This is a genomic window from Oligoflexus tunisiensis (assembly GCF_001748245.1).
Lineage (GTDB): Bacteria > Bdellovibrionota_B > Oligoflexia > Oligoflexales > Oligoflexaceae > Oligoflexus > Oligoflexus tunisiensis.
Window position 1 is genome coordinate 6312311 of sequence record NZ_BDFO01000001.1, and the last position, 22510, is coordinate 6334820.

A 22510-nucleotide genomic window follows, 5' to 3' on the forward strand; every position below is an offset into this window, starting at 1 on the left:
CAATTCATTCAAGGAGGATCCCCCTGATGAAAAAATTTTTTCGACCGCTGGCAGTCCCGGATCGAACGTCCCGCGGCCTGCTTCTTGTCAGGCTTCTGGCCGGCGTTGCCTTTATGATCCACGGCTGGGCCAAAATTCAGGCTCCGTTCGGCTGGATGGGCCCTGACGCTCCGGTTCCGGGATTTTTGCAAGCCCTGGCCGCGATCTCGGAATTTGGAGGCGGATTGGCATGGGTCCTGGGTCTGCTGATGCCACTCGCTTCGCTGGGCATTGCGTGCACGATGGCCGTCGCCATTTATTTCCATTCCATGGTGCGGGGCGACCCCTTTGTCGGGTCCGGAGCTTCCTATGAGCTGGCTTCGGTCTATTTCGCGATCGCCCTGCTCTTTATCCTTTCGGGACCGGGACGTTATTCCGCCGACCACAACATCTTCCGCTGACACCGGGACTGGCGGTTGGTTTGCCGATTTTGACAAAATCGTGCACCAAACTGCCACCTGTAACCCCTTGTTTTTAAGCACTATTCTTAAAAATTACCCGCCATTATAAAAATCCCTCAATTTTTTTTTGCAAACAACCGATAACGCTGGCAAGGCACCACCCTGGACTGCGAGGTCATATGAAGATGCAAAGCGTGTGGATTACTCTTGTCCTGATCATTGGCTTAGTGGCTTGTAACAAATCCGGTTTCAAAGGCGCCAGCGCCACCGAAACGGTAGCCAGCAGCACCCCTGAAACCGGCAATGGGAATGGCAATGTTGATGTTGGCGTCTCCGGACCCAATGCTTTGACCGATAGCATCATCATTTCCAAGAATGTGGATCTGGTGATTGCCCTTGATGCGAGCGGCAGCATGGATGAAGAGCGTGCGGCCGTTTCCACGAATTTGAACAAGATGATCCTGGCCTTGCAGCAAGGCAGCCTGGATCCGAAGATTCATCTTATCGCAGGCCGCGAAGAGGAAGATGACGACGATGACGAAGTCGTGGTTCCTCCGACAGGACCCGCGTTCCCGTTTCCGCCTGAAGTGGATGCCACCAAGGTTGCCCTTATTCCCCAGGAGATTGGCAGTCATGATGCGCTGAGACATGTGAATCAACTGCTCTCAGGAGCTTACGCCGCGCGCTATCAAACCGTTCAGGGCACGCCCATGAATCCGCCTATGGCCTTACGCCCTGAAGCGAAATTGGAAGTGCTGGTGATCACCGATGACAATGGCACGACGGTTGGCAGTACGGCGAAGGATTTTGATCCAACCAATAAATGGAAGGCCACCGTCAGTGGTGTGATTGGAACACCAACTTCGGCTCAGGCCGTCGGCGTGTGCGAAATCGCAGCCGTGGGTCAGGAGTATATCACGCTCGCGACGCAGACCGGGGGCACGATCCTCGACATCTGCTCGCCGGATTGGACCGTGATTATCGATCGCTTTACCAAGGACGTTTTAAAACGCAGCCAATCGATTCAGCTGTCCAAGGAACCGATCGACGCCGAAAAACTCGTCGTCACCTTCGGCGGGAATGTCCTGCCACGCGAGGCCTGGACCTATGATGCGACCAACCGGCTGGTGACTCTGGCGGCCACCGTGGTCGTGGCACCGGGCATGGAGCTGAAGGTCAACTATGACGCCAAACCGTAAGGCGTCGGTGAATTCCGTTCTGATTCGGCATTGATATTCCTCGCATAAAATGGCAATTTGGGGCGCCGAGAGAGCCTTCACAAAGGACGCGCCCCATGAGCCTTTCCCCCAAAGCCTATGATACCGCCACCCTGGAAAAACATGCCGAAATGCTAGCCAACCGGGCTCATAAGGTCTGGAAAAAACTGCGCCCAGGTTTTGAAAAACAGAACATCGGTGTCTTCCGCATCTATGATCGCGACATCCCTGAGGTGCGCGCCGTGGTGGATTGGTACGAAGGCCACCTCGTGCTCGGGGAGTATGTGCGCGAGCAGACCGCGGGCCTGCCCTATCTCGACATCCTGGGCCAGGCGCTGCGTGAGAAGTTTTCCCTGGCCCCTGACCAGCTGCATATGCGGCAAAGACAAACCCGTCCCCAGGATGGAGCTCGTTATCAAAGGCTGGAAAAAAAGGGCGAGCGCCTCGTCGTGCGGGAAGGGGATCTGCGCTTTTGGGTGAATCTTGATGATTATCTCGACACCGGACTCTTCGCGGATCACCGCCTCACCCGCAGCTGGGTGAGAAGCGAGAGCGAGGGCCGGCACGTTCTGAATCTCTATGCTTACACCGGCGCCTTCAGCGTTTATGCAGCCAAAGGAGGAGCCGCCTCCACAACCACGGTCGACATGTCGGAAAACTATCTCGACTGGGCCTGGGACAATTTCAAGCTCAACGAACTGGATGACCTCGACCGGCACAGCGCCGTGGCCGAGGAAACCCGCCTGTTCCTGCGTTCCGCCGCCCGTGAGGGACGCCGCTGGGATATCATCATCCTCGATCCGCCGTCGTTTTCCACGACCCGCAGCGGGCAGGAGCTGCTCGAGATTCAAAGGGATCATCCGGACCTGATCAATGAAGCCTTGGCTGTTTTAAGGCGGGGTGGGAAGCTCTATTTCTCGACCAATCATCAGCGTTTTCAGCCTGACTTCAGTCGCGTGAAGGCGGGATCCATAGAGGACCTGACCGACACATCAACTCCCATCGATTACGAGGGTAAGACGCCGCATCGGCTTTTTGTGATTTCGTGATCCAGGACTCATCAACGCGCGGAAAGCATCGCCGGAACTTATCCCAGCGATGCTTCCCTCGACGCCGATGGTTGGACTACTGAACCGCTGCCTGACGTTGGGTTTGCCAGCCGCGATAAATGACGCCTTCCTCCCGTTTCAAACGATGACCGGTGCGGGCATCGGTGCAGCACACGTCTTCCGTTTCCGCCTTGCTGAGGGGGAAATAGTCGCCGTTGCCGAGGAAGATGGCGTAAATCAATTTGTAAGGGAAGCGGACGACATCCCCGTCCGCGGAACGACCTTCATAAGACAGATTTGTGAACTGTCTTATGATGAGACCGCCCGAATTGTGAATGCCGTAATCGAGCAGAGTCAAAAGCTGTTTGCGATGATCGCGATGGTAGCCCACGCTGCCCGTTTCACTGACATCAAACACAAAATCGGAAGTCTCATCATCGAGCAGTATGCTTAGAGTCACCACTTTTTTGCCCGGCATATCCCGGATCAACGTCAGAAGTTCGCGTGCTTTCTTCATGCCTGTGCTTCCCCCTCCGTGGACACGGGACAGCCCCGAGCGTGGGTTTATCCCGCTTTTTTGTTGAAAGCAAAGTGCAGAACATCATCCTTGACGGACACGTGGATCACGCCGCCCTTCGACATCTCGCCGAACAGAAGCTCATCAGCCAGCGGCTGTTTCACTTTCTCTTCAACCAGACGGCGTATGGGTCGTGCACCATAGGCTTCGTCATAACCCTTCGTCGCCAGCCAGGCGATGGCTTCCTGATCGAAGTCGAGCGTGACTTTCTTCTTCGCCAGTTTATCGTTGAGTTCATCAACAAATTTCTTCGCGACCATCTGCACCACGTCCTGAGGCAAGGGGCCAAAGGTAATGATGGCATTCAAACGGTTGCGGAATTCTGGCGAGAAGCTTTCCTTCACCGCTCGCGACAGACCCTGACCTTCGGCCCGGGCTTTCGTGCCCTTGTCAAAGCCAATGGACTGCTGACTCAACTCCTTCGCGCCTGCGTTGGTGGTCATAATGATCACCACGTTACGGAAATCTGCCTTACGGCCATTATTATCAGTCAAGGTACCATGATCCATCACCTGGAGCAGGATGTTTTGCATATCCGGATGAGCTTTCTCAATCTCATCCAGCAAAAGCACCGCATGCGGATTCTTGGTGATGGCATCCGTCAGAAGACCACCCTGATCGAAACCGACATAGCCGGGAGGTGCACCGATCAGACGGGACACCGAGTGCCGTTCCATGTACTCGCTCATGTCGAAGCGAATCATTTCGATACCCAGAGTTCGGGCCAACTGCTTCGCCACCTCGGTTTTACCGACACCGGTGGGTCCGGTGAACAGGAACGAACCGATCGGCCGATCTTCATCCCCCAGGCCGGAGCGTGAAAGCTTGATGGAGGAAGCCAGAGCTTCAATGGCTCGATCCTGACCGAAGACCTTGGACTTCAAACGCAAATCCAAATCCCGCAAGGACTCCCGTTCTGTAACGGTGACCTTGTTCAGCGGAATACGAGCCATCTTCGCCACAACGGTTTGCACCATCTCGGCGGTAATGGTTCGATTGCCTTTGTGGTTCGCCCCTTTCAGAGCGACAGCCGCAGCGGCCTCATCAATCACATCGATAGCCTTGTCCGGCAGCTTGCGATCGGTGATATAACGTGACGACAGATCCACAGCTGCCAGCAGGGCCGCTGGGGAATAGTGCACGCCATGATGCTTTTCATACTGGCCTTTGATGCCTTTCAGAATCTTCAGCGCATCATCGCGAGAAGGTTCCTCAATATCGATCTTTTGGAAACGTCGCGCCAGGGCGTGATCGTTTTCAAAGTGGTTGCGATATTCCTTGAACGTGGTCGAACCCATGCAGCGGACATCACCTGATGCCAAAGCCGGCTTCAGAATGTTGGACGCATCCAGAGCACCACCGCCTACAGCACCCGCCCCGATGATGGTATGAATCTCATCGATGAAGAGCACATGTTTCGGAGTTTTCTGAAGGGCTTTGATCACACCTTTGAGCCTTTGCTCAAAGTCACCGCGGAATTTCGAACCCGCTATCAAAGAGCCCATGTCGAGCGAGAAGACCTTCAGCCCACGCAGAGCTTCGGGCACCTCATTGTTCACCACGCGTAGCGCCAGACCTTCGGCCAACGCTGTTTTACCGACCCCGGCATCCCCAACAAAGAGGGGGTTGTTTTTCCGCCGGCGGCAAAGCACCTGCATGATACGCTCCAGCTCAAAATCACGGCCGATCAAAGGATCGATCTTGCCCTGACGGGCCCGCTCGACGAGGTCGACCGCAAATTTGCCCAGCGGATCCTTGGACGGGGCTTCGCCCTCATCTTCCGACTGCCCGGGTAAAAATCGCGAAGGATTTTCCTCCGAGTCACCGGGCTCATCCGCATTCTTGCTGACGCCATGCGAAAGGTACTGGATCACATCAAGACGTGTGATCTTTTCTTTTTCCAGATAAAAGACCGCAAACGAATCTTTCTCTGAAAAAATGGCAACCAGGACATTCGCACCCTGGATTTTTTCCTTGCCTGCTGACTGCACATGCTGCGCAGCCCTCTGGATCACCCGCTGAAAGCCGATGGTCGGCTGGGGCAGTTGACCCGAGCGCAGGGAATTGTTGTCAATGTGTTCTTCAAAGAATGATTCCAAATCACGGCGGACATTGTCGATGCTGCCCCCACAAGCTTCAATCGCTTCGCGGGCCGTTGCGTTGTGGAGAAGAGCATAGAGAATATGCTCGACAGTTACGTAGGGATGCCCACGCCGTGTTGCTTCACTCACCGCTAAATTCAAACTTATTTCGAGATCTGGGCTAAGCATGCTAATAACCGACTCCTTTCACGCCCTCTCCATGACGCACTGAAGAGGGTGCCCGTTTTGCCGCGCTTCTTCGGTCACCAAGGTTACCTTCGTCTCGGCAATCTCATAGGGGTATATACCACAGAGAGCACGCCCTTCGTTATGGACTTTTAACATAAGATCGGTGGCCGCCGCGTGATCCTTGTTGAAGTATTTTTCTAAAATATGAACCACAAACTCCATCGGTGTATAATCATCGTTCAACAAATAAACCCCGTAAAGGCGAGGTTTTTGTGTGAGGACTCTTTCCTTCAGTATGATGCTGGTATCATTCTCTCCAGCTGGTTTTCCGCCCATGTCCGATTCTCTCCTCAACTCCGACAAGGATTCTCCACTCATCATACCCGAAGCAGACTTCCCTTTGATAGAAGGTAAGTAGGAACAGGGGGGTGTCAAGGGGGGGTACATAATTAGAAAGAGATCAATCCAAGCGGATAACCACCCGGCGGTTGGCGCGACGCGCTTCTTGCAAGGACTGTCCTGATTTTCCTTCAACCGGTACTTTTGGCTGTGTATGAGCCACAGCCTGAATTCTCATCCGTTTCTCATCCAGACCGTGTCCCTGCAGCAGTTTCAAGAGTGTAATACCGCGAGCCGCGCTTAATTCCCAGTTGGATTTAAAAAATTTTGACTGAATGGGCCGATCATCGGTGTGGCCTTCGATCGTGACAACGTAGCGGTCGGGAGCCTGCGACAGGATGCGTAAAATCCTGTCGGTGGTATTGGCAAAGGCGGGACTGGCCTGGGCTGAACCCGAGGGAAAAACCAGCCTTTCGCTGAATTCGAGGAGCAGACCGTTCAGATCGATGCGGACCCGAATATCCTCTTCCAGCTTCAGCTGCTTGATGGCCTTTTCCAAATCCTCAGCGACGACCGTAAGATTGGCAACTTTTTCTGCGGCCGGGTTTTGGGCCTGCACCGCACTGGCGACCTGATCGTACTGCTGACGGTCGGGCTTGGACATCGACAGCATCAGAGCGAAAAAAGCCATAAGGATAAAGGTGAGATCGGTGAGACTGGCAAGCCAGAGAGCTTCCTTTTTTTTGACCTTGATGCGCGGGGGTCCCGAGCTTTCGAATTCCGCCATGCTTCACCTTTTCAGCTGCGGGTTCGACGCGGGAGCGGCCGAGCCCGGCGACTGTTTGCGCTGCGTATAGGTACTCATGATATCGCGCATGTGAATGCTGGATTTTTTCCCTTTGAGCGAGAGCACACCTTCAAGCACCATGAGGTCGATCTGCAGGGATTTCTCCGCCTCCAGCTGGATCTTCTCAGCACAGGGTGCATAAATAATATTGCCTAGAATCAGCCCGTAGAAGGTGGTGATCATCGCCATGGCCATGCCGCTGCCGATGGATTCCGGATTCTTCAGATTCGCCATCATGGAAATGAGACCCATCACGGTTCCTATCAAACCAATGCCGGGAGCAAGGCGGGCCAGGTTATCGAAAAGATTATTCGCCAGCGACATCCGCATCTGCTGGGCGTTGATCTTGTTTTGAATGTTGTGACGAATTTCCTCGAGCGTGAAGTCATTCACAATGAGGGAAAGCCCATCGCGCAAAAGGGGGTGACGAACCTGATTGCGAACCTTCATCAGCGAGCCTATGCCTTCTGACCGCACAAGGGCCGAGGACTTTGTCAGGACTTCGATCACTTCTTTTTCCGTACGCCCTTGGACGCGGAAGAGCGCCTGGGCCAGGATCGAAAAACCCACTGCGAAGTCGCGCAGCCCATGCGAAAGGAGCATCACGCTGGGGGGCATGATTCCAAGCAGGACGATACTGGGTTTGTCCAAATACCCATGAAACGACGTAGCCGGATGCGTCGCTGCAAAGTACAAACTGTAGGCAATGCCGATGATACCTAAGATAAGGGACACGCGAGGACCTCCGTTCCCTGGGAACCCTATCTTTATTTTAGGCAGGGTCTCCTGAACTGTCAGTCAGCAGGCTTTGCCCACGTCCAGGTATAAATAGCCCAAACTTAAGTGTCAGAAGCTATAAAATTCCTTTGTTTATATCTCAATACCTAGATTGACCGACCCCATATTCGATGTTAAAAGAGAAACATGGTGAAATAGACGAGAAGATAGTTATGTCAAACGGCTGCCGCGGTGGGTCCACCGCTGCGTTGCAATATGTCGTACTCCGGGAGGGTGCCTTGCATGAAAAAGGATATGGCGGTCAAATACCCCCATTCAGCCAATCTCTTTCAATTCTGTCGCAAGGTACTCGATCACAAATTCGGTGGCATTCGCGTGATTGATCAGGACGTCGGGCAAATCCTCGGTTTTGATCCCGCCGACTGCAGTCACTGGAAAAAAGGCAAAAAGAATATCCGTTCGATTCAGGCCATGAAGTCGATCGCCAAACACCTCGGTGTGGATGAGCGGCTCGTGGTGGATGTCGCTTCCGGAGAGATGACCGAATGGGAAGCGTTCTACGAATATACGGGTTATGGTGATTTTTCCCCGGACCCCAAGGTCCTGGATTCCGCAAAAAAAGAATACTACCGGCGGAACGCCAACACCTGGGGTCGCGATAAGGAACTCGAATTCAAAAAGCAGTTTGAGATCAACGAACCGGAAATCAACCGGATCGTGCGGAGCATTCATGAGACGATCAACTTTCATGAAGCGCCGCTCTACCTGCCCGAGATCGTCGCCGCCTATCCCGAACTCGCCATGCGTGCCGTCGACAAAAATCCTGAGAAGAATGAAGAGCCCATTACGGTTCTCGAACCGGAGCCGGGCCGGATCATGATTGAGTATCCCATGGACGTGAAGATGCGACCCTACATTCGCTATCGCATCGCGAAAGCCATGGCCGCCTACTTCCTGAAAAAACACAGTGTCACGCCACCCGCCGACAACACCGAGCACTCCACTTACATAGCCGAAGTTCAGGCGAATCTTTTCGCAGCCAAGCTCCTGACCCCTGCCTATTTGATTCGCAAGGAACTGGCCAATCTTGATGCCGCCAAGGATATTGTTGCCCAGCTCGCTGATGTCTTCTGGATGTCCAAGACCTTCATGAACGGTCGCCTCAAGGAGATTTTGGAAAAATCGGCTGAAATTTGATCCGTCTTTCCAGCTGGAGTCAGAACCGGGCTTCCGTTAGACTGTTTGTGGGTGCCAGATTTCCCGGTGCCTACAATTTGATCCAGCGGAAGGGAGGATAAGATGGCGAAAAGCCACCTCAGCCTGACTCTATCTCTATTATTGGGTCTGGTCTCAGACATCGCCTGGTCCCAGCAGCCGGCTCCGGCTGCGATGCCCAAACCGGATCAGACGCCGGCTCCCTCGCCACCCGGCGTGCGGCAGCTGCCGCCCAAAGCTCCTGCGCCAGCGGCCCCGACCACAGCAGCCCCGGCGATGCCGACGACCAAGGCTCCGGCTATGGCGCCCACCGCTTCGGCGAACAAGGATCCCAAAGCCACCCTGCAAAGATATGCCGATGGCCTCGCGATCGTCCTCCTGAGCCTTGGCGCCTGGCAGGATCCGGTCGCGACGGAAAAGAATCGCATCATGATTGCTCTCAAGAGTTTGAAGGGTATCGCGAACGAGGTGCAGCCGCTCCTGACAACCACGGCCTCCGATCCGGTGATGCGTTACGTGACGTTTGACCTTTCCAAACAGCTTCTGCGTCTGGAAGCGGCGGTCACGGCCGGAACCTGGCAATACGCACGCTATCTCCTCCGGCAAATTACGCATTACACCGTACCCTGGCATCCGGGCCAGACCAAGGCCAGCAGCATCCTCCAATTTACCGAACCTCCAGCGAGTCTGAGTGAACTGGAAAAGGCGGAGTACTATGCCGCCATCAAACGGTATGACGAGGCCATGATCGCCTATGAAAAGGTCCTGAGTGATAAAAAATTTCGGACGTCCCGGCCGGGGATCTGGGAAGGCGCCGTGGAAAATTTGATGGCCATCACCATCCGGGTGCGGAACGATGCGCATATCACCCTGGAAATGAGCAGCGCCCTGCGCGAGGAATCCAGTTCCGATTCCGCGCAAAAGGAAATGCTGAATTCCTGGCGGAACTCTGCCAAGGCCTGGACCATCGAAAACGTGGCACCAAAACGGAGCGGCACCGTGCTTCTGAACCGGGCACAGCAGATTGCCGACAAGGGCGATCAGCTGGGGAACAAGGGTCGGAACTTCGGCACGATCGAATACCTGCGGGCCATGTCGATCCTCAATGAGCTGGCGGCGAGCCAGGAACCGGATGCGCTCAAGGCACGCGGCTTTCAGCTGGCCGGCAGGACCAGCGAAAAATTGCGGCACGTCTTTGTGTGGATGCAGGCGGATACCTATTACGAGGCCTGCATTCGGGCGCGCCCCCATTCCGCTGAAGCGCGTGAATGTCTGAAGCATTTGGAAGCCTACCAAACGCAGCAAAAGGATGTTGTGCCCGACCGCGATAAGCTCAAACAGCTGGCAGAATTGGCCTCATGAAGCGCCCGGGCCGGTGAAATTTTGCCCTTTAACCCACTGAAATCACATCCCTTAAGCACCTCCCTTGAATGTTCTCCGTTTTCTGCCGATAGCAAACGGGGGACTATATTTATGAAAAAAATCATGATCCTGGCGGCATGTTTGGCTCTGGCGGCGGCCTGTCGTGAAACACGGGCTATCAACTCCACGGAAGTTGAGAATGTCAACAAAAGTGCGAACTATTCCGTGTCCGATGTGGAAGCGGAACGCATGATGCAGATCATTCGCGCCAAGATTGAGCGCGGCGAGGATCTTTCACCGAATCTCACTCGCATCATTCAGATCGTGATGAACCGTCAGGGGCCGGACTACGCGTGGCAACCTTTGCAGGTGGATGCTGCCCGGCAGGAGAAGCTTGCGGCCAAATTTGAAACCTATCGCCGGCTTTATACCGGCGCTCTCGACAAGGCCGGGTTCGTCGCCGGCTGCGATGGTCTTTTGTTCACCTCCCTTTTAGTGGCATCGGGGTTGAACCAGGACGTCGCCCAGGCGGAATCATCCACGGAGCCAGGCCGCTGGTATCGATCCGCGGACCATAACTGCTACCCGACCGGACAAAGCCGCAGCTCAATCAGTCGGGATATGCTGCTCGGCCTGAGTCTCGCCCTGTGGCAGACGGGTGATGGCGCAGCCGTGGATCGGTTGCTCCAATTCAGTCTGAAGAACAAGGGCGTCCTCGGTGATGCCATTGATGGCGAGGAGCTCGCCGGTGCCGCGACGATGAGCCCGAGTCTTCTGAGTCTTTACAGTGAACTCGATTATATTTTGAATGGCCGCACCTCGGCCAACCGCGGTTACTTTCCCGAGCTGGGTCGCAAGTTCGCCGGTTTTGAGGCGCATCTGATGGCCCTGCGCCTGATTCTGAAATCATCCCTTTATGGAGGATTGATCGATACCGATTTTGATCTGATCGCAACTCAGATCAGCACCCAACCGCAGAACGCCCTCTTTCAGGCGATTTACCATGCCTTCACGGACGGTGATGGGACCCTGGCTGCGGATGTTTTGCTCAATGAAAAATATTTCCCCACAAACGCCCTGCCCGGCAGTGCCCAGCGCTGTGAACTCTATCTTTGGCAACGGGATCAAAACAGTGACGATTGGCAACCCTGTGCCGATGAAAATCAAACCTTTCCGGCTGTGGATTTTTTCTGGGTTTATGCGCTGCTGAATAGCACTTTCCGTCAGTAAGGGGCGAACCATGCGACTTAGGTTGATCCTGATCATTCTTGCGTTTGGATTTGCGGAACCTGCCATCAGTCGGAGCCGAACGCCCTCCAAAAAGGAGGCTCCGCCCGTGGAAACGCCCGAGGAAAAAGCCCGGCGTCTCCGACCAGGCTGGGCGGCTGTCACGGAAATCAGCATACCGCATCCGATCGACATCGGATTCGGTTATATAAGGCCCAAGGGTGATAGCCACATGGGTTCCTTCGGTCTCTTTGAAAAAAATATCGCGCCGGGGCGTGGCGTTCGGGACATCAAGCTGCGCATGCAGCACCTGGAATATCGCTTTCGCAGCGAACCCTCGGAACGTCATCCTCTCTACTGGCAGGTGGCCGGGGGTTATCAGGAAATTCAGATCGATGGCACCCGGTCGGTGACCCTCACGCAGGATCAGGTGAATTTCACCACCGATATCCAGGGTTCCCTGCTCATCCGGAGTCTTTACTGGACCCCCAAGGTCGGCATCACCAAACATTTCAAGAGTGGGCTGACGTTGAGCTGGGGTTTCGGCTACATGATTCCGGCTTTGGTCACTTCGGATTTCACGAGCCGTGTGCCCGAAGATCCACTGGTCGATGAACTCATGCAACAGGTGGGGTCCTATCAATTGACCAAGCGTGAGCTCGAACGCATTGGCAAGCGGGTCGGGCAGCTGGGCATTCCGCATGTGGATCTCATCGAAGTGATCTGGCGTTTTTAGTGGCGTCGCCTCTCTAATCTTCTTAAGTGATGAAAAGAATACGCCCGGTATTTTACCGGGTCCCCGCAAGGCATTCTCCTGTATGGGTTTCCTTCTTCATTCAATTTTTATAAACGGCAGGTTGACAAGAATTCAACACGCATGTCAGAATCTGCACTCACATCTTTGTTGATCTGCGTGGATGCGGTTGATGAGTTTATTCGCAGTACTGGCTCGCAGAACATTCATTTTTATGCTGCTCTTTCTTGGACCGCTATGCTTTGTACAGCATAACCACAGCGGCTTTCCGGAGGCCTGCGAGCATAAGAAATCCGAAGTTGAGGCGACCGGAGTTGCCTGGCTCATGGCACAAAAACCCGCGTATAAAAAAACTGCGCGGGCCCCTGCATTCCCTCATGATCTCACGTCACCTGTCTTCCTGGTGCGACTCTATCGCGTTTTAAGTTCACTCACTCTCATCGCCAACCCTCCTGCGCCCCTGGCCTCAAGATGCCTGCCCATGCTCTGTTGAGAGCAATCGTATTGCATTCAATTTAAAAGTTTACGTTTGCATGGGTTGAAATTTTTCAGCAGTGGGCTTCTTATGCAAAAATTCCAAACGCTTTTGCTTTTTTGGAAGCAAAGCTGGCTCGATGTTTTTCGCAGTTCCTCTTTGCCTCAGGACACGATCGCAGCGGTGACCGTGGCCGCTGTCGCTCTTCCTCTGAACATTGCATTGGCAGTGGCTTCCGGGCTGCCGCCGAGTGCCGGTCTTCTGGCTGGCGCCATCGGTGGAGGCATCGCTGCCATCTTCGGTGGTGCCCCCTTGCAGGTCACCGGACCGGCCGCCGCCTTGAATATCATGGTGCTTTCCATCACAAAGGATTATGGAGCGGTCGGTGTCGCGGCCGCCTGCCTGATCATTGGTGCTGTCCAGATTGTGCTCTGTTCCCTGTCAGCCGGGCGTTTCATGCGTTTCGTGCCGGAAGCGGTGCTGGCAGGATTTACCACCGGTGTCGGTTTAAAATTGCTCGACAATCAGATTCCGGAATTTCTTGGCTTCAACTACACCGTGTTTGAAATCGCGGTGATGCTGGAGAGGCCGGACTGGTTGCACGAGGTCTCATGGCTGGCCGTGGTCTGTGGGCTCTTCGTGGCGTTTCTGGTCACGACCTGCAAACCCTTCAAACGTTTTCCGGCGGCGCTCGTCGGGATTGCCATCATTACCGCGGTGTCGGTCCAACTCAATTGGAAGCTGGATCGGGTCGGAACCATACCGGCCCTCCTGCCCTGGCCGGCTCTGCCTTCCCTCGCCGCCGACAGGTGGTTGAGTTTGATCCTCGCAACCCTGCCGCTGGCCCTGCTGGCTGCGATTGAATCGCTGCTGTCCGCACAGGCCATCGATCGTCTGGCGCAAGCACGCAAACCGCATATGCCGGATCTGGAACTCTTCGGCCAGGGCCTGGCCAACATCGGGTCCGGTCTGGTCAGTGGGATGCCTGTGTCCGGCGTTGTGGTTCGTTCCTCAGTGAATGTGCAATGTGGAGCCCGGAGCCGGCTGAGTGCTCTTCTGCATGGTGCGATCCTGCTTTTTTCCATTCTGTATCTGAATGAAACCATGGCTCTGATTCCGCTCGCTGCGCTGGCCGGTCTGCTCTGCGTCATCGGCATGCGCCTGATCGAAGTTCATACGCTGGCTCATTACTGGCACAAGGACCGCGTGCAGGCTCTGGCCTTTCTTCTGACCGCTGTTGGAACTCTGACCGGTCATCTGATGCTCGGGCTGGTGCTGGGCATTCTGGTGGCCTGGTTCAGTCATTGGCGGGCTGGAAAATCAGAAAGCGCCGCAGGGCCGCGTCCCGCGGGGGCACAAGGCCGACGGGCTGTGATCAAAAATCCTGAAAAGAGTCAACGGCGACCGGCGCACTATCATCCCGCGGCCTCCGGCAGCAACTGGCTCTCCCAGATCAGGGAAAGAGCCCAGCCTGCCGCCTCGTCCTTCGTTCACCAGAAGGCTTCGGTCATTGGCCGGGTCGTCCTGGGTGAGCATGTCCACATCGCAGCGGAAAGTTCGGTGCGGGCGGATGAAGGCTCCCCTTTCTTCATTGGTTCGAATTCGAATATTCAGGACGGAGTGGTGATTCATGCGTTGAAGGAAAAGTGGGTGAACGTTGCGGGTGAGGACTGGGCCGTCTTCATCGGTGAAGAGGTTTCCGTGGCCCATCAGGCTCTGATCCATGGGCCCTGTTACATCGGTGATCATTCCTTTGTCGGCTTTCAGGCCGTGGTGCATGACTCGGTGGTGGGAGCGCATTGTTATGTCGGGATAGGCGCCATCGTCGTCGGTGTGGAGATCGAAGCGGGTCGCTATGTGCCGCATGGAGCGGTGGTCGATTCCCAGGCGAAAGCCGATCAATTGCCACCGGTGACGGATGCCCATCGGCATTTCAATGAGGACGTGGTTGACGTGAACAAGGGTCTGGTGTCGGCCTATCGCCGGCATCATCAGGAGCAGAATCACGTCCGGCGCAAAGTCGCTGTCGTGAGCGGACAACGTTCCTGGGTGGATCGCTTTTAAAAGGAGAACCTATCGTGTGGTCAGGTGAAATTCTTGTCAGTCTATTTTGTGGTTTTTTGTTGTACCTCGTTTATCTCGCCAGTCGTTGTCTTTTTCAGGTTCAGGAAGGGCACGTCGGTGTTCTGGTCAGTTGCGGCAAGGCCCTGCATGTGGATGGCCGCGAAGATCAGCTCCGAACCCTGGGCCCCGGCCTGCATTGGAAATGGCCCTGGCAGACCGTGCATAAGGTTTCGATGATGGAACAGATGATTGACCTCTCGGGTGAGCAGGGAGGAACGACCGCGATGGCGTCCGACGGCACCATGCTACGGCTCGATTCCAAACTGCGCTTCACCCCACAGGCCGCGCATCTGCATCACTATCTTTTTTCGATGGAACGTCCGGTCGAGCATGTGAAGGGTCTTTTCACCTGTCTTCTACGCAACGAGATCGCCAACTTCGATCAGCCGGAGACCAAGGCTCCGACCGATTTGAAGCAGCTGCCCTATCTGCCGGTGCGGGTCGGTTCGTATGCCGCCATCCGCCGGGATCGGCGTCTTCTGAATCAGCATATTCAGGAATTCTGCCGGGCCCAGATCGGGGATCGTTATGGAGTCCGCTTCGATGGTGTGGACCTCACCGATATTCTGCCGCCGGATGAACTCGCGCATTCCCTCAACAGTGTGATGAATGCTCAAAGCGAAGCGCAAAGACTTCTGGCCCAGACCGAAGCGGAGTGCGAACAAAGACTCCTGGCCGCCCGCAAGGGTCTCGCCATTGCCCGGGCGCGAGCGCGCGCTGTGGAGGATGAAATTGGAACCATGGGAGGATTGCTCGTGGAGCTCCAAAGAAATGGAACGCTCGATCTTTATGTCGAACGTCGCCGCAACGAAGTTCTGGCTGAATCCCGAATCTCCTATATCAAGAGGCCGTCATGACCATTCAACTCGCAATCGTCCTGAGCTTTCTGGGTGGGCTCCTGCTGCTTCCTTTTGGAGCCTTTCTCTTCAAACAGTTCACCATCCAGGTCGAGGATGGAACCGCCGCGATAGTCACGACCTTCGGGCGCTGGCAAAAAACCCTGGATCAACCCGGCCTTCACCTGTATCCGCGCCGCGCCTGGCCCTGGGTCAAGGTGAAACCCATCTCGCTCAAGCGGGACTTTCGTCACTATGAGGAAATCCACGTCAATGATCGCAGCGGGACCACCGTGGTCATCGATGTGTGGATTGAGCTGTCGATTGCGGCTCCTGAGAAGGCCCTCTTCCGCGTGGACAATTTTGAGGCGGCTTTGCAGAGTCTTTTAACCAACTCCACCGCGTCGATCCTCGGCAATTTTGAATTCCAGCAGATTCTGAGCAACCGCAGCGAACTGGGTCGTCTTCTGAAAGAGGATATTCGGGAGGAAACATCGCGCTGGGGCCTGGAAATTGAGCTGGTGTTTATCAGCAAGCTCAGTCTTTTGCCTGATGTCGCGCAGCAGCTCTTTGATACGGTCGCCGCCCGCCTTGACAAGGCCAGGGTCGATATCGAGGAAGCCGGGCGCCTGGAGGCCGCGCAGCTGGATGCGGAAACTTCGGCCACGATCGCCGGTCTGGTGGCCGAGGCCCAGGGTCAGTATGCTCTCGCGGTTGGCAGCGCTTATGCCAGGCTCGGAAAAAATCAGGAGCTGCTCAGCGCCTATCGGGAACTGTATGAGCTTTCCCTGATGAAGCCGCAACGGACCGTGGCCTTCCGCGGTTTTGCGGATCAGGAAATAAAGGCTTTGGATGCAGCCATGGCCGTACCCAACATCTTCGATCATATTCCGATTCACGGCAACCGCGCGTCGGGTTTGCACGCCGTGGAGAGAGACGAACACAAGAGTTGACCGCACAAGGAGGATTTTATGCGAAAGATGGGATTGATCACAGTCTTATGGGGAATCCTGGCGAGCAGCCTCGCCCAGGGATCCACGCACGCGACCCGGTGGACTCTGCGCAATGAGGCGCAGGCTCCCATGACCCTCAGCTGCCGGAATATTTCGGTGTCCGCGCTGGACATCGTTCTCCCCGAGCAGACCCTGGCCCCCGGGGCGCAGATCATCCACGACTGGGGTGATCGTTATTACAATGATGGTCTTTGGTTGAATCCTGGAAAATGGAGCTGCTCGGTAAAGGCGGTGAGTCCGCGCCTGGTGTCCGAGCGCACCGCAACCTTTTCCACCGACTGGGGCGAGGCGATCACGGTGGTGCTGAACCTCGTGGACAATCAGGTGCGGCTGAAAAAGATTCCTGTGAAACCGCCTCTGGCCAAAGGCAAGAGCAAGGATAAGTAAGATCTCACGAGCGCGGTTTGGGAAAGAGGGGATACGGCAGCACGAGAGGCACGCGCAGCCAGATCAAGCGCAGATTCTCGTGCGCGTTCACCTCCCACCGTGTTTCATGCTCCGCCTGATGCACGAGAAAATCCCGCGCGCCGATGACAAAGTCCTGATTCCCGACCCGCCAGCTTCCCCGTCCTTTCAGAACGATGGCAGCCCAACCCATGTTGGCTGCTACATCCCCATCCGCATGGGTACCCGCCGCAAGATTGAGATCCTGCATTGTCACATCCGGCGTGACGAGTGAGACCGGACTCTGCCGGCCCAAAAGATTCGTGGCGGCCCCCTCCTGCGAAAATTGTGCGGCGCTCCAGGAGAGATAGCGGGGTGGAACTCCCACCTCCTGACGAAAATGCGGATCGAGCCAGATCTGAAGACTCCTGGCTGGAGTCTGAACAAAGTGCTCTTCATGTTCCATTCCCGATCCAGTCTGCATGAGCTGCAGACCACCGGCGTCGATGCGGGAGCGATGGCCGAGCGTATCCCGATGTTCGATCGCTCCTTCCAGGACATAGGACAGGATTTCAAAACCGCGATGCGGATGCGCCTCCACAGCTGCGATTCGATCCGCCTGAGCCCAGGCCCAATAGTAAAGGGGGCCGATCCGATGAATGGCGGAACCCTCGCCGGCAAAGCCGATCATCTTTTGTTCGGTGATCGCACCCTGATCAAAACTTCCACAGGCCTGCTCCGCAGGAGACAGCACACGGGTGAAATACTGCGGAGGCCGAACTTTCTTTCCCATTACTGATAGTCCCATTTCAGCTCGGCGATCCGGAGCTCACCATCCTTTTTGATCAGGAGGTAATGTTCCTGAACGGATTTTTTCTTTTCATAGTCGGTGACAAGTTCCATGCGCACCGACTGCTGACCATTCTGCGTTTCCGCCATATACTCCGTGGAACGACTGGCGCCGCGCACGCCAAGATCATTCTGCACCTGCTTTGCCAAAATTTTTATCACCTCCAGTTTGTCCTGATCCCAGGTCGTCCAATCCTGAAGACATTCCTCGGGCGGTTCCTCCAGGAGGCACTCATTGAATTTTTGAGGAACCTCCTTGCCGGTGAATCCACTGCCATCAAAAATAAAATTGATCGCCGCGAACAAGCCTGCGATCACGAGGATCACTCCCAGAATCAGCGCCAAGCCAACGCCGAGAAAGACAAAGAGAAACGCGAGCATTATCAAAACCAGAGCACTGATAAAAAAGCTCATCCTGTCCTCCTGCCTGCATGGAGCGGGTCACGTTGCACAGTCAGAGTAATTTCCCAAGTCAGCCGAGACAAGCGAAATCCCTGTTGCCAACTTTAGCTCATCCTGAAACTCTTTCCACTCCCATGTTTTGCGCTGTTGCTGAAAACGGACAGACGGAAATCTTTTCTGTTGAGCGTTTTCGCATTGACCAAAAATAGCAACGCTGTCTATGCTCCGGTGCAAATACGTTTCTCAAATTCACGCGTATGGAGGAAATCATGCTCTTCTCGAAACTTCTCGCCCTGGGTGCTCTTTGTGTTGGCAGTATGGCGATGGCTGACATTCAAGGTCTCTATCAAGCCGACTGCTGGCCGGTTCAAGACGAAGGCCTTTCGGTCGGCCGGAGTATTAACTTCGAAAAGGAAACAGCGACGCAGATTCAGACCATTTACGGTGATCTGACTTGCTCCGCGGCTGCTTACTCCTTCACCTTCCAGGGTCCTTACACGATCGCGGCCGATGGCGCCGTTGATTTCACCTCGGCCTCGATTCAACTGACCGCGCTTGATGCTCGTGTTGCCGAGAGCTTCACCACCTCTCAGCTCTGTGGCATCGCCAGTTGGGAAGCCGGCGTGCCTCATGAAGTGGCAGGCCTTGACTGTGGCGGCACGCAAATTCCTGCCGCCAACAGCGTGACCTATGATCGCGTGAAAGAAGTGGAAGGCGGCATTGTCTTCGGCGCCGTGACCGAGGATAAGGATGGTTCCACTCTGGAAAAACGCCCCACCACCTATGACGAGTCGGACATTTACAAGGCCGTCACTAGCAGCTCACGCTAATAAGATGAGGCTTCCCCCTGGGGAAGCCCCCCATTTTCCCCTGTTTTATGGGGAAATGTACCTGGATCCGCTCAAAAAACCATGCTACGATTTGCTCATCGTTATCAAATCGTGCTGAGGACAAGAGTGGTGGATCCCAAACTCCTGCAGGATTTCCGTTTCGACGAAACGCGATTCCGTAATCCCATTATCGAGACCGGCGCCGATCCCTGGATCATCCAAAAAGACGAGCTTTATTACTATTGCTTCTCTGACAATAAATCATCCATCTACGTGAGCTACGCCTCCTGCCCCACGCGGCTGGCCAAGGCCAAGAAACATTTGATCTGGCGCGCTCCCAAACGTCAGGCGTACTCTCACGAGACCTGGGCGCCTGAACTTCATTATTTGGATGGCCGCTGGTACGTGTACTTTGCGGCCTCTGACGGCAACAATCACACGCATCGCATGTATGTGCTGGAAGGCGACAGCCCGACCGGCCCTTTCCGTTTCAAAGGCCAGATTTCACCGTCGACAGATCGCTGGGCGATTGATGGTACTGTCCTTGAAATGGATGACGGCCAGCGTTACTTCGTCTGGTCCGGCTGGGACGGACATGCCAATATCCAGCAGAACCTCTATATCGCCCGGATGGAGAATCCCTGGACGCTGGTGGAGCAGACCGTTCCCAACCCCGTAATCAAGCCCCTCAGGCGGCAAACCGGAACCCTGCTCAATCTGGAAGTCACGGCGGAAGAGGCCGGTTCCTATAGCCTGGAAATTCTCTATTCGTGCACCGCAACCGGCATGCAGCGGCTTGAGATCAACGATGAGAGTCATCTCGGTCTGCACTATACGCCGACGGGCAACCGCAACTGGCAGACTCACTTTGAAACGATCGAACTGGTCCAGGGCTGCAACGTGCTGCGCCTCGCGGAAGGGATTGGCAAGGTCAAGATCGACAAGGTTCTGATCCGTCCTGTGGGTCATGACCGCACCATGATCTCCTGCCCCGAATTCCCCTGGGAAAAGCTCGGCGGGCCGCCTTATGTCAATGAAGGGCCGCAAATTCTGCGAAAGCACGGGCGTCTGCACATCGTGTATTCAGCCAGTGGCAGCTGGACCGACCATTATCAGCTGGGTCTTTTGACGTTTCAGGGCGGAAATGTCCTGGAGAAGCGCAATTGGAAAAAGCGGGGACCCGTCTTCGCTGGAACCGATCGCGTGTTTGGACCCGGCCATGCCTCGTTTATCGAATATGAAGGGCATGACTGGATAGTTTATCACGCAGCCAAACATAGTGGAGCGGGATGGAACCGCCATGTGCGGATGCAGCCCTTTTTCTGGGATGAGTCGGGCGATCCCATTTTCGGATCGCCCTGGCCCACCTTGCAGAATGATGAAGCCACTGGCTTTATCCGTACCTCTGGAGCCTGAAGGCTCCCTTTCCCTTCAGTTCGGATCCGTCAGGGGCGGATTCGGGCACTTGGGCTCACCCAGATTCATGTCATAAGCCGGATCGCCGGGAGGAAGACACTCCTGGGCGCGCGTCTGATGACGTTCGGAGGGTGGCACATCCGTGCAGTGCTGCATGCTGAAGCCAAGAGACAGAAGGAGAACAGAACGCAGGCTCTTCATAGCTTGGTTTTCCCCATGGTCAGTTCCTTCAGAAGCATGCGTATATCGATGACATGCTGCTCCTCTTCGGCCATGGCTCTTTGGAATTGAGCCAAATGATCTTGATCGCCCATGTCACGGGTGAGTTCGATCAGAAGGTTCCAGCCGTCCTGATCCGCCAGTTCAGCAATCAGAATAGCCTCCAAACACTGCGAGATGCTCGTCCGCGGATCATTCAAGACCTGCACCAGCCCCATGGAGGCGACGGCCATGGTATCCGCGCCAGGTGTCATGGCGGTGGGATCCGCGCCCACATCCTCCATGGCCTTCTTCAGCAGCATCATATGTTCCAGCTCCGAATTACAGATCTCCTGTAGACGAAGGAGATCCACCCTGGGATCCCGCATGGGATCGGCTTCGCATTTGCGAATCAGAGCCCGATAAAGCCGCACGCCCGTGCGTTCGAAGGCCAGGCGTTCACCCAGCTTGTCGACCAGAATCTCGGGTTTCTCACCTTTGACCTTTTCATAACCGGTCTTGGCCATACCTTTCAGAGTCATCGGCACGGGAATGGAGCCAATGGTGTGAGCGTCCTTCACGTAGTCCATTCGAATCTTTTCCGGTGTATCCAGAGACGCTTCCATCTCGTCCCAAGGGAAGTCCTTCGAGGATTCAAGCATGGCAGCTGTCATGAGGGGCGACATCTGACTGCCGGTGCGATTTCTGCCAAGCGTGGGTTCCAGATGAGTCATGATACAGCTCCTTCCATGGCGTACGTGGATCGGGTCAACTCAGTTCCGGGAGTCCAGCGGTAGTTGCTGGCCACCGCCTCGGAAGGCGATCCCGAAGCATTCAGTTGAGCACGGTATTGAATGGAGCGCTGCTGCTCCTGGCTGCGATCGACGAAGGTGACTCCATTGGCGGAAAGATTGATCTCCGCAGACAGCACACCCTTCACAAAGTTGCGGTTGCTTTGGTAGGGCAGGGCATCGGGAAGAACGGAAGGAATCACCGACATCGGGTCACGACGCTCGATTTTTTTGAACACATCCATGGCCACATTCAGGTGCCCGAGTTCATAATCGAGGAATCTTTCCCAGATGGCCTTGATCCGGGGGTTGGTTTCCTGCTCGACACAGCTATAGTAGTTGTAAACTTCGTTGGCCTCATGCAGCAGCCACTTTTCGAGCCAGTTCTCGGTTGGATCAGCGATCGACTCATACTGGGTGACGTGCTGTTCCTCGATGGAGGCGATCTCGGCATAGAGCTGCCGGGCCAGGGGATCCGAGAAGAGCGGGCCCACGTTCATGTAGTAGTCGTGGGTTTGGAATTCACCGGCCATGATCGTCAACGCATGCAGCTTGGTCAAGGGATGCGCGCTGCTTTTTTCATACGGTGTACGAATATCATCCACCGGATGCCGGTGCTCGACCATCGTGGGACGGCCGGGCAGGATATCCGTATAGCTTTGCAGGATGGAGTTCGCATCCTTGCCTTCAAGGCGATCCATCAGCGCCGAGTACCGGTAAAGGTGATCGAAGTCCTCGAGCAGACCAAAGCGATAAACCTGGGCCAGATAAGGATCAGGTTCCCGCTGGGCGACGGCAGCGGTCACTTCAATGGCCACCTGCTCGTAAGCGATCGTCGTTTCCAGTGGCGATTGATCGGGTGGGGTCAGCCAGTTGATGGTTGTCGCCTGATGCTGCTCCACCCGTCGGATAATGGCGAGTTCTTTTTGGATTTCAGGATTCATCCGAAAGCAGGCATGGGAAAATCGCAAGGCTTCGATTTCTATCCCGTTCATGAGGATCTGCCGCACACGAGTCATGGCGTCGTCATCAAGTTTACTGATGGGCTCGACCACAATATCTTTCCAGGACCGTAGCTGCTTATCCAACGGATAACCTCGGTTTTCCTCTAATTTCATTCCCATAGGTTCCTCCAATGTCTGGTCATTTGCGTCTCG

The 22510-nt window shown here is 55.2% G+C and carries 24 protein-coding genes; 14 read left to right on the forward strand and 10 right to left on the reverse strand.

What is annotated here, in order from left to right; genetic code table 11:
* The first annotated feature begins 26 nt into the window (after window positions 1-26).
* From OLTU_RS26155 to OLTU_RS26165, 3 genes are all read left to right on the forward strand, one after another.
* Entirely contained in the window at window positions 27-440 is a 414-nt protein-coding gene (locus tag OLTU_RS26155) for a DoxX family protein (protein ID WP_141735680.1), read from the forward strand.
* 179 nt (window positions 441-619) lie between these two features.
* Window positions 620-1639 (forward strand): hypothetical protein, encoded by a 1020-nt coding sequence (locus OLTU_RS26160; protein WP_141735681.1) that lies wholly within the window; start codon window positions 620-622, stop codon window positions 1637-1639.
* Window positions 1640-1734: 95 nt separating this feature from the next.
* Window positions 1735-2706, forward strand: a complete 972-nt coding sequence (locus OLTU_RS26165; protein WP_141735682.1) for a class I SAM-dependent methyltransferase — start codon at window positions 1735-1737, stop codon at window positions 2704-2706.
* 76 nt (window positions 2707-2782) lie between these two features.
* Here the strand turns inward: OLTU_RS26165 and OLTU_RS26170 are convergent, their stop codons facing one another.
* The 5 genes from OLTU_RS26170 to OLTU_RS26190 form a co-directional block, all read right to left on the reverse strand.
* Window positions 2783-3223 (reverse strand): hypothetical protein, encoded by a 441-nt coding sequence (locus OLTU_RS26170; protein WP_141735683.1) that lies wholly within the window; start codon window positions 3221-3223, stop codon window positions 2783-2785.
* Between the two features lie 47 nt (window positions 3224-3270).
* Window positions 3271-5553 (reverse strand): ATP-dependent Clp protease ATP-binding subunit ClpA, encoded by a 2283-nt coding sequence (clpA, locus tag OLTU_RS26175; RefSeq protein ID WP_141735684.1) that lies wholly within the window; start codon window positions 5551-5553, stop codon window positions 3271-3273.
* Between the two features lie 18 nt (window positions 5554-5571).
* Window positions 5572-5907, reverse strand: a complete 336-nt coding sequence (gene clpS, locus OLTU_RS26180; protein ID WP_439956698.1) for an ATP-dependent Clp protease adapter ClpS — start codon at window positions 5905-5907, stop codon at window positions 5572-5574.
* Between the two features lie 106 nt (window positions 5908-6013).
* Window positions 6014-6679, reverse strand: a complete 666-nt coding sequence (locus OLTU_RS26185) for an OmpA/MotB family protein (protein ID WP_141735686.1) — start codon at window positions 6677-6679, stop codon at window positions 6014-6016.
* 3 nt (window positions 6680-6682) lie between these two features.
* Window positions 6683-7474: a motility protein A gene (locus tag OLTU_RS26190; protein WP_141735687.1), complete on the reverse strand. Its 792-nt coding sequence runs from the start codon at window positions 7472-7474 to the stop codon at window positions 6683-6685.
* Window positions 7475-7759: 285 nt separating this feature from the next.
* Between OLTU_RS26190 and OLTU_RS26195 the strand changes: the two genes are divergently transcribed.
* From OLTU_RS26195 to OLTU_RS26235, 9 genes are all read left to right on the forward strand, one after another.
* Complete coding sequence (locus OLTU_RS26195; protein WP_141735688.1) at window positions 7760-8674, forward strand: ImmA/IrrE family metallo-endopeptidase; 915 nt, start codon at window positions 7760-7762, stop codon at window positions 8672-8674.
* Between the two features lie 102 nt (window positions 8675-8776).
* Window positions 8777-10054, forward strand: coding sequence for a hypothetical protein (locus OLTU_RS26200; RefSeq protein WP_141735689.1), 1278 nt, complete (start codon window positions 8777-8779; stop codon window positions 10052-10054).
* Between the two features lie 111 nt (window positions 10055-10165).
* Window positions 10166-11284: a hypothetical protein gene (locus OLTU_RS26205; RefSeq protein WP_141735690.1), complete on the forward strand. Its 1119-nt coding sequence runs from the start codon at window positions 10166-10168 to the stop codon at window positions 11282-11284.
* Between the two features lie 10 nt (window positions 11285-11294).
* Window positions 11295-12017 (forward strand): hypothetical protein, encoded by a 723-nt coding sequence (locus OLTU_RS26210; protein ID WP_141735691.1) that lies wholly within the window; start codon window positions 11295-11297, stop codon window positions 12015-12017.
* A gap of 190 nt (window positions 12018-12207) precedes the next feature.
* Window positions 12208-12528 (forward strand): hypothetical protein, encoded by a 321-nt coding sequence (locus OLTU_RS26215; RefSeq protein ID WP_141735692.1) that lies wholly within the window; start codon window positions 12208-12210, stop codon window positions 12526-12528.
* A 72-nt stretch (window positions 12529-12600) separates the two neighbouring features.
* Complete coding sequence (locus OLTU_RS26220) at window positions 12601-14574, forward strand: SulP family inorganic anion transporter (RefSeq protein ID WP_141735693.1); 1974 nt, start codon at window positions 12601-12603, stop codon at window positions 14572-14574.
* A gap of 14 nt (window positions 14575-14588) precedes the next feature.
* Complete coding sequence (locus OLTU_RS26225) at window positions 14589-15491, forward strand: SPFH domain-containing protein (protein ID WP_176736978.1); 903 nt, start codon at window positions 14589-14591, stop codon at window positions 15489-15491.
* Entirely contained in the window at window positions 15488-16423 is a 936-nt protein-coding gene (locus OLTU_RS26230; RefSeq protein ID WP_141735695.1) for an SPFH domain-containing protein, read from the forward strand. Before OLTU_RS26225 ends, OLTU_RS26230 begins: the two co-directional genes overlap by 4 nt.
* 18 nt (window positions 16424-16441) lie before the next feature.
* Entirely contained in the window at window positions 16442-16870 is a 429-nt protein-coding gene (locus OLTU_RS26235; RefSeq protein ID WP_141735696.1) for a hypothetical protein, read from the forward strand.
* A gap of 4 nt (window positions 16871-16874) precedes the next feature.
* Here OLTU_RS26235 and OLTU_RS26240 read toward each other — a convergent pair whose 3' ends face one another.
* Complete coding sequence (locus OLTU_RS26240; RefSeq protein ID WP_176736979.1) at window positions 16875-17660, reverse strand: pirin family protein; 786 nt, start codon at window positions 17658-17660, stop codon at window positions 16875-16877.
* Window positions 17660-18130, reverse strand: coding sequence for a hypothetical protein (locus OLTU_RS26245; protein WP_141735698.1), 471 nt, complete (start codon window positions 18128-18130; stop codon window positions 17660-17662). The genes OLTU_RS26240 and OLTU_RS26245 overlap by 1 nt, the downstream gene beginning before the upstream one ends.
* A gap of 257 nt (window positions 18131-18387) precedes the next feature.
* Between OLTU_RS26245 and OLTU_RS26250 the strand changes: the two genes are divergently transcribed.
* Window positions 18388-18948 carry a hypothetical protein gene (locus tag OLTU_RS26250; protein WP_141735699.1) on the forward strand — a complete coding sequence of 187 codons (561 nt, stop codon included), beginning with the start codon at window positions 18388-18390 and terminating at the stop codon, window positions 18946-18948.
* Between the two features lie 81 nt (window positions 18949-19029).
* Window positions 19030-20364: a family 43 glycosylhydrolase gene (locus tag OLTU_RS32100; RefSeq protein ID WP_176736980.1), complete on the forward strand. Its 1335-nt coding sequence runs from the start codon at window positions 19030-19032 to the stop codon at window positions 20362-20364.
* A gap of 15 nt (window positions 20365-20379) precedes the next feature.
* Here the strand turns inward: OLTU_RS32100 and OLTU_RS26260 are convergent, their stop codons facing one another.
* From OLTU_RS26260 to OLTU_RS26270, 3 genes are read right to left on the reverse strand one after another with little or no spacing between them, the layout of a single operon-like run.
* A complete protein-coding gene (locus OLTU_RS26260) occupies window positions 20380-20565 on the reverse strand; it encodes a hypothetical protein (protein ID WP_141735700.1) in 186 nt (61 codons plus the stop codon).
* Window positions 20562-21296, reverse strand: a complete 735-nt coding sequence (locus OLTU_RS26265; RefSeq protein ID WP_141735701.1) for a ferritin-like domain-containing protein — start codon at window positions 21294-21296, stop codon at window positions 20562-20564. Before OLTU_RS26265 ends, OLTU_RS26260 begins: the two co-directional genes overlap by 4 nt.
* Window positions 21293-22477, reverse strand: a complete 1185-nt coding sequence (locus OLTU_RS26270) for a hypothetical protein (protein ID WP_141735702.1) — start codon at window positions 22475-22477, stop codon at window positions 21293-21295. The genes OLTU_RS26265 and OLTU_RS26270 overlap by 4 nt, the downstream gene beginning before the upstream one ends.
* Window positions 22478-22510 lie beyond the last annotated feature (33 nt).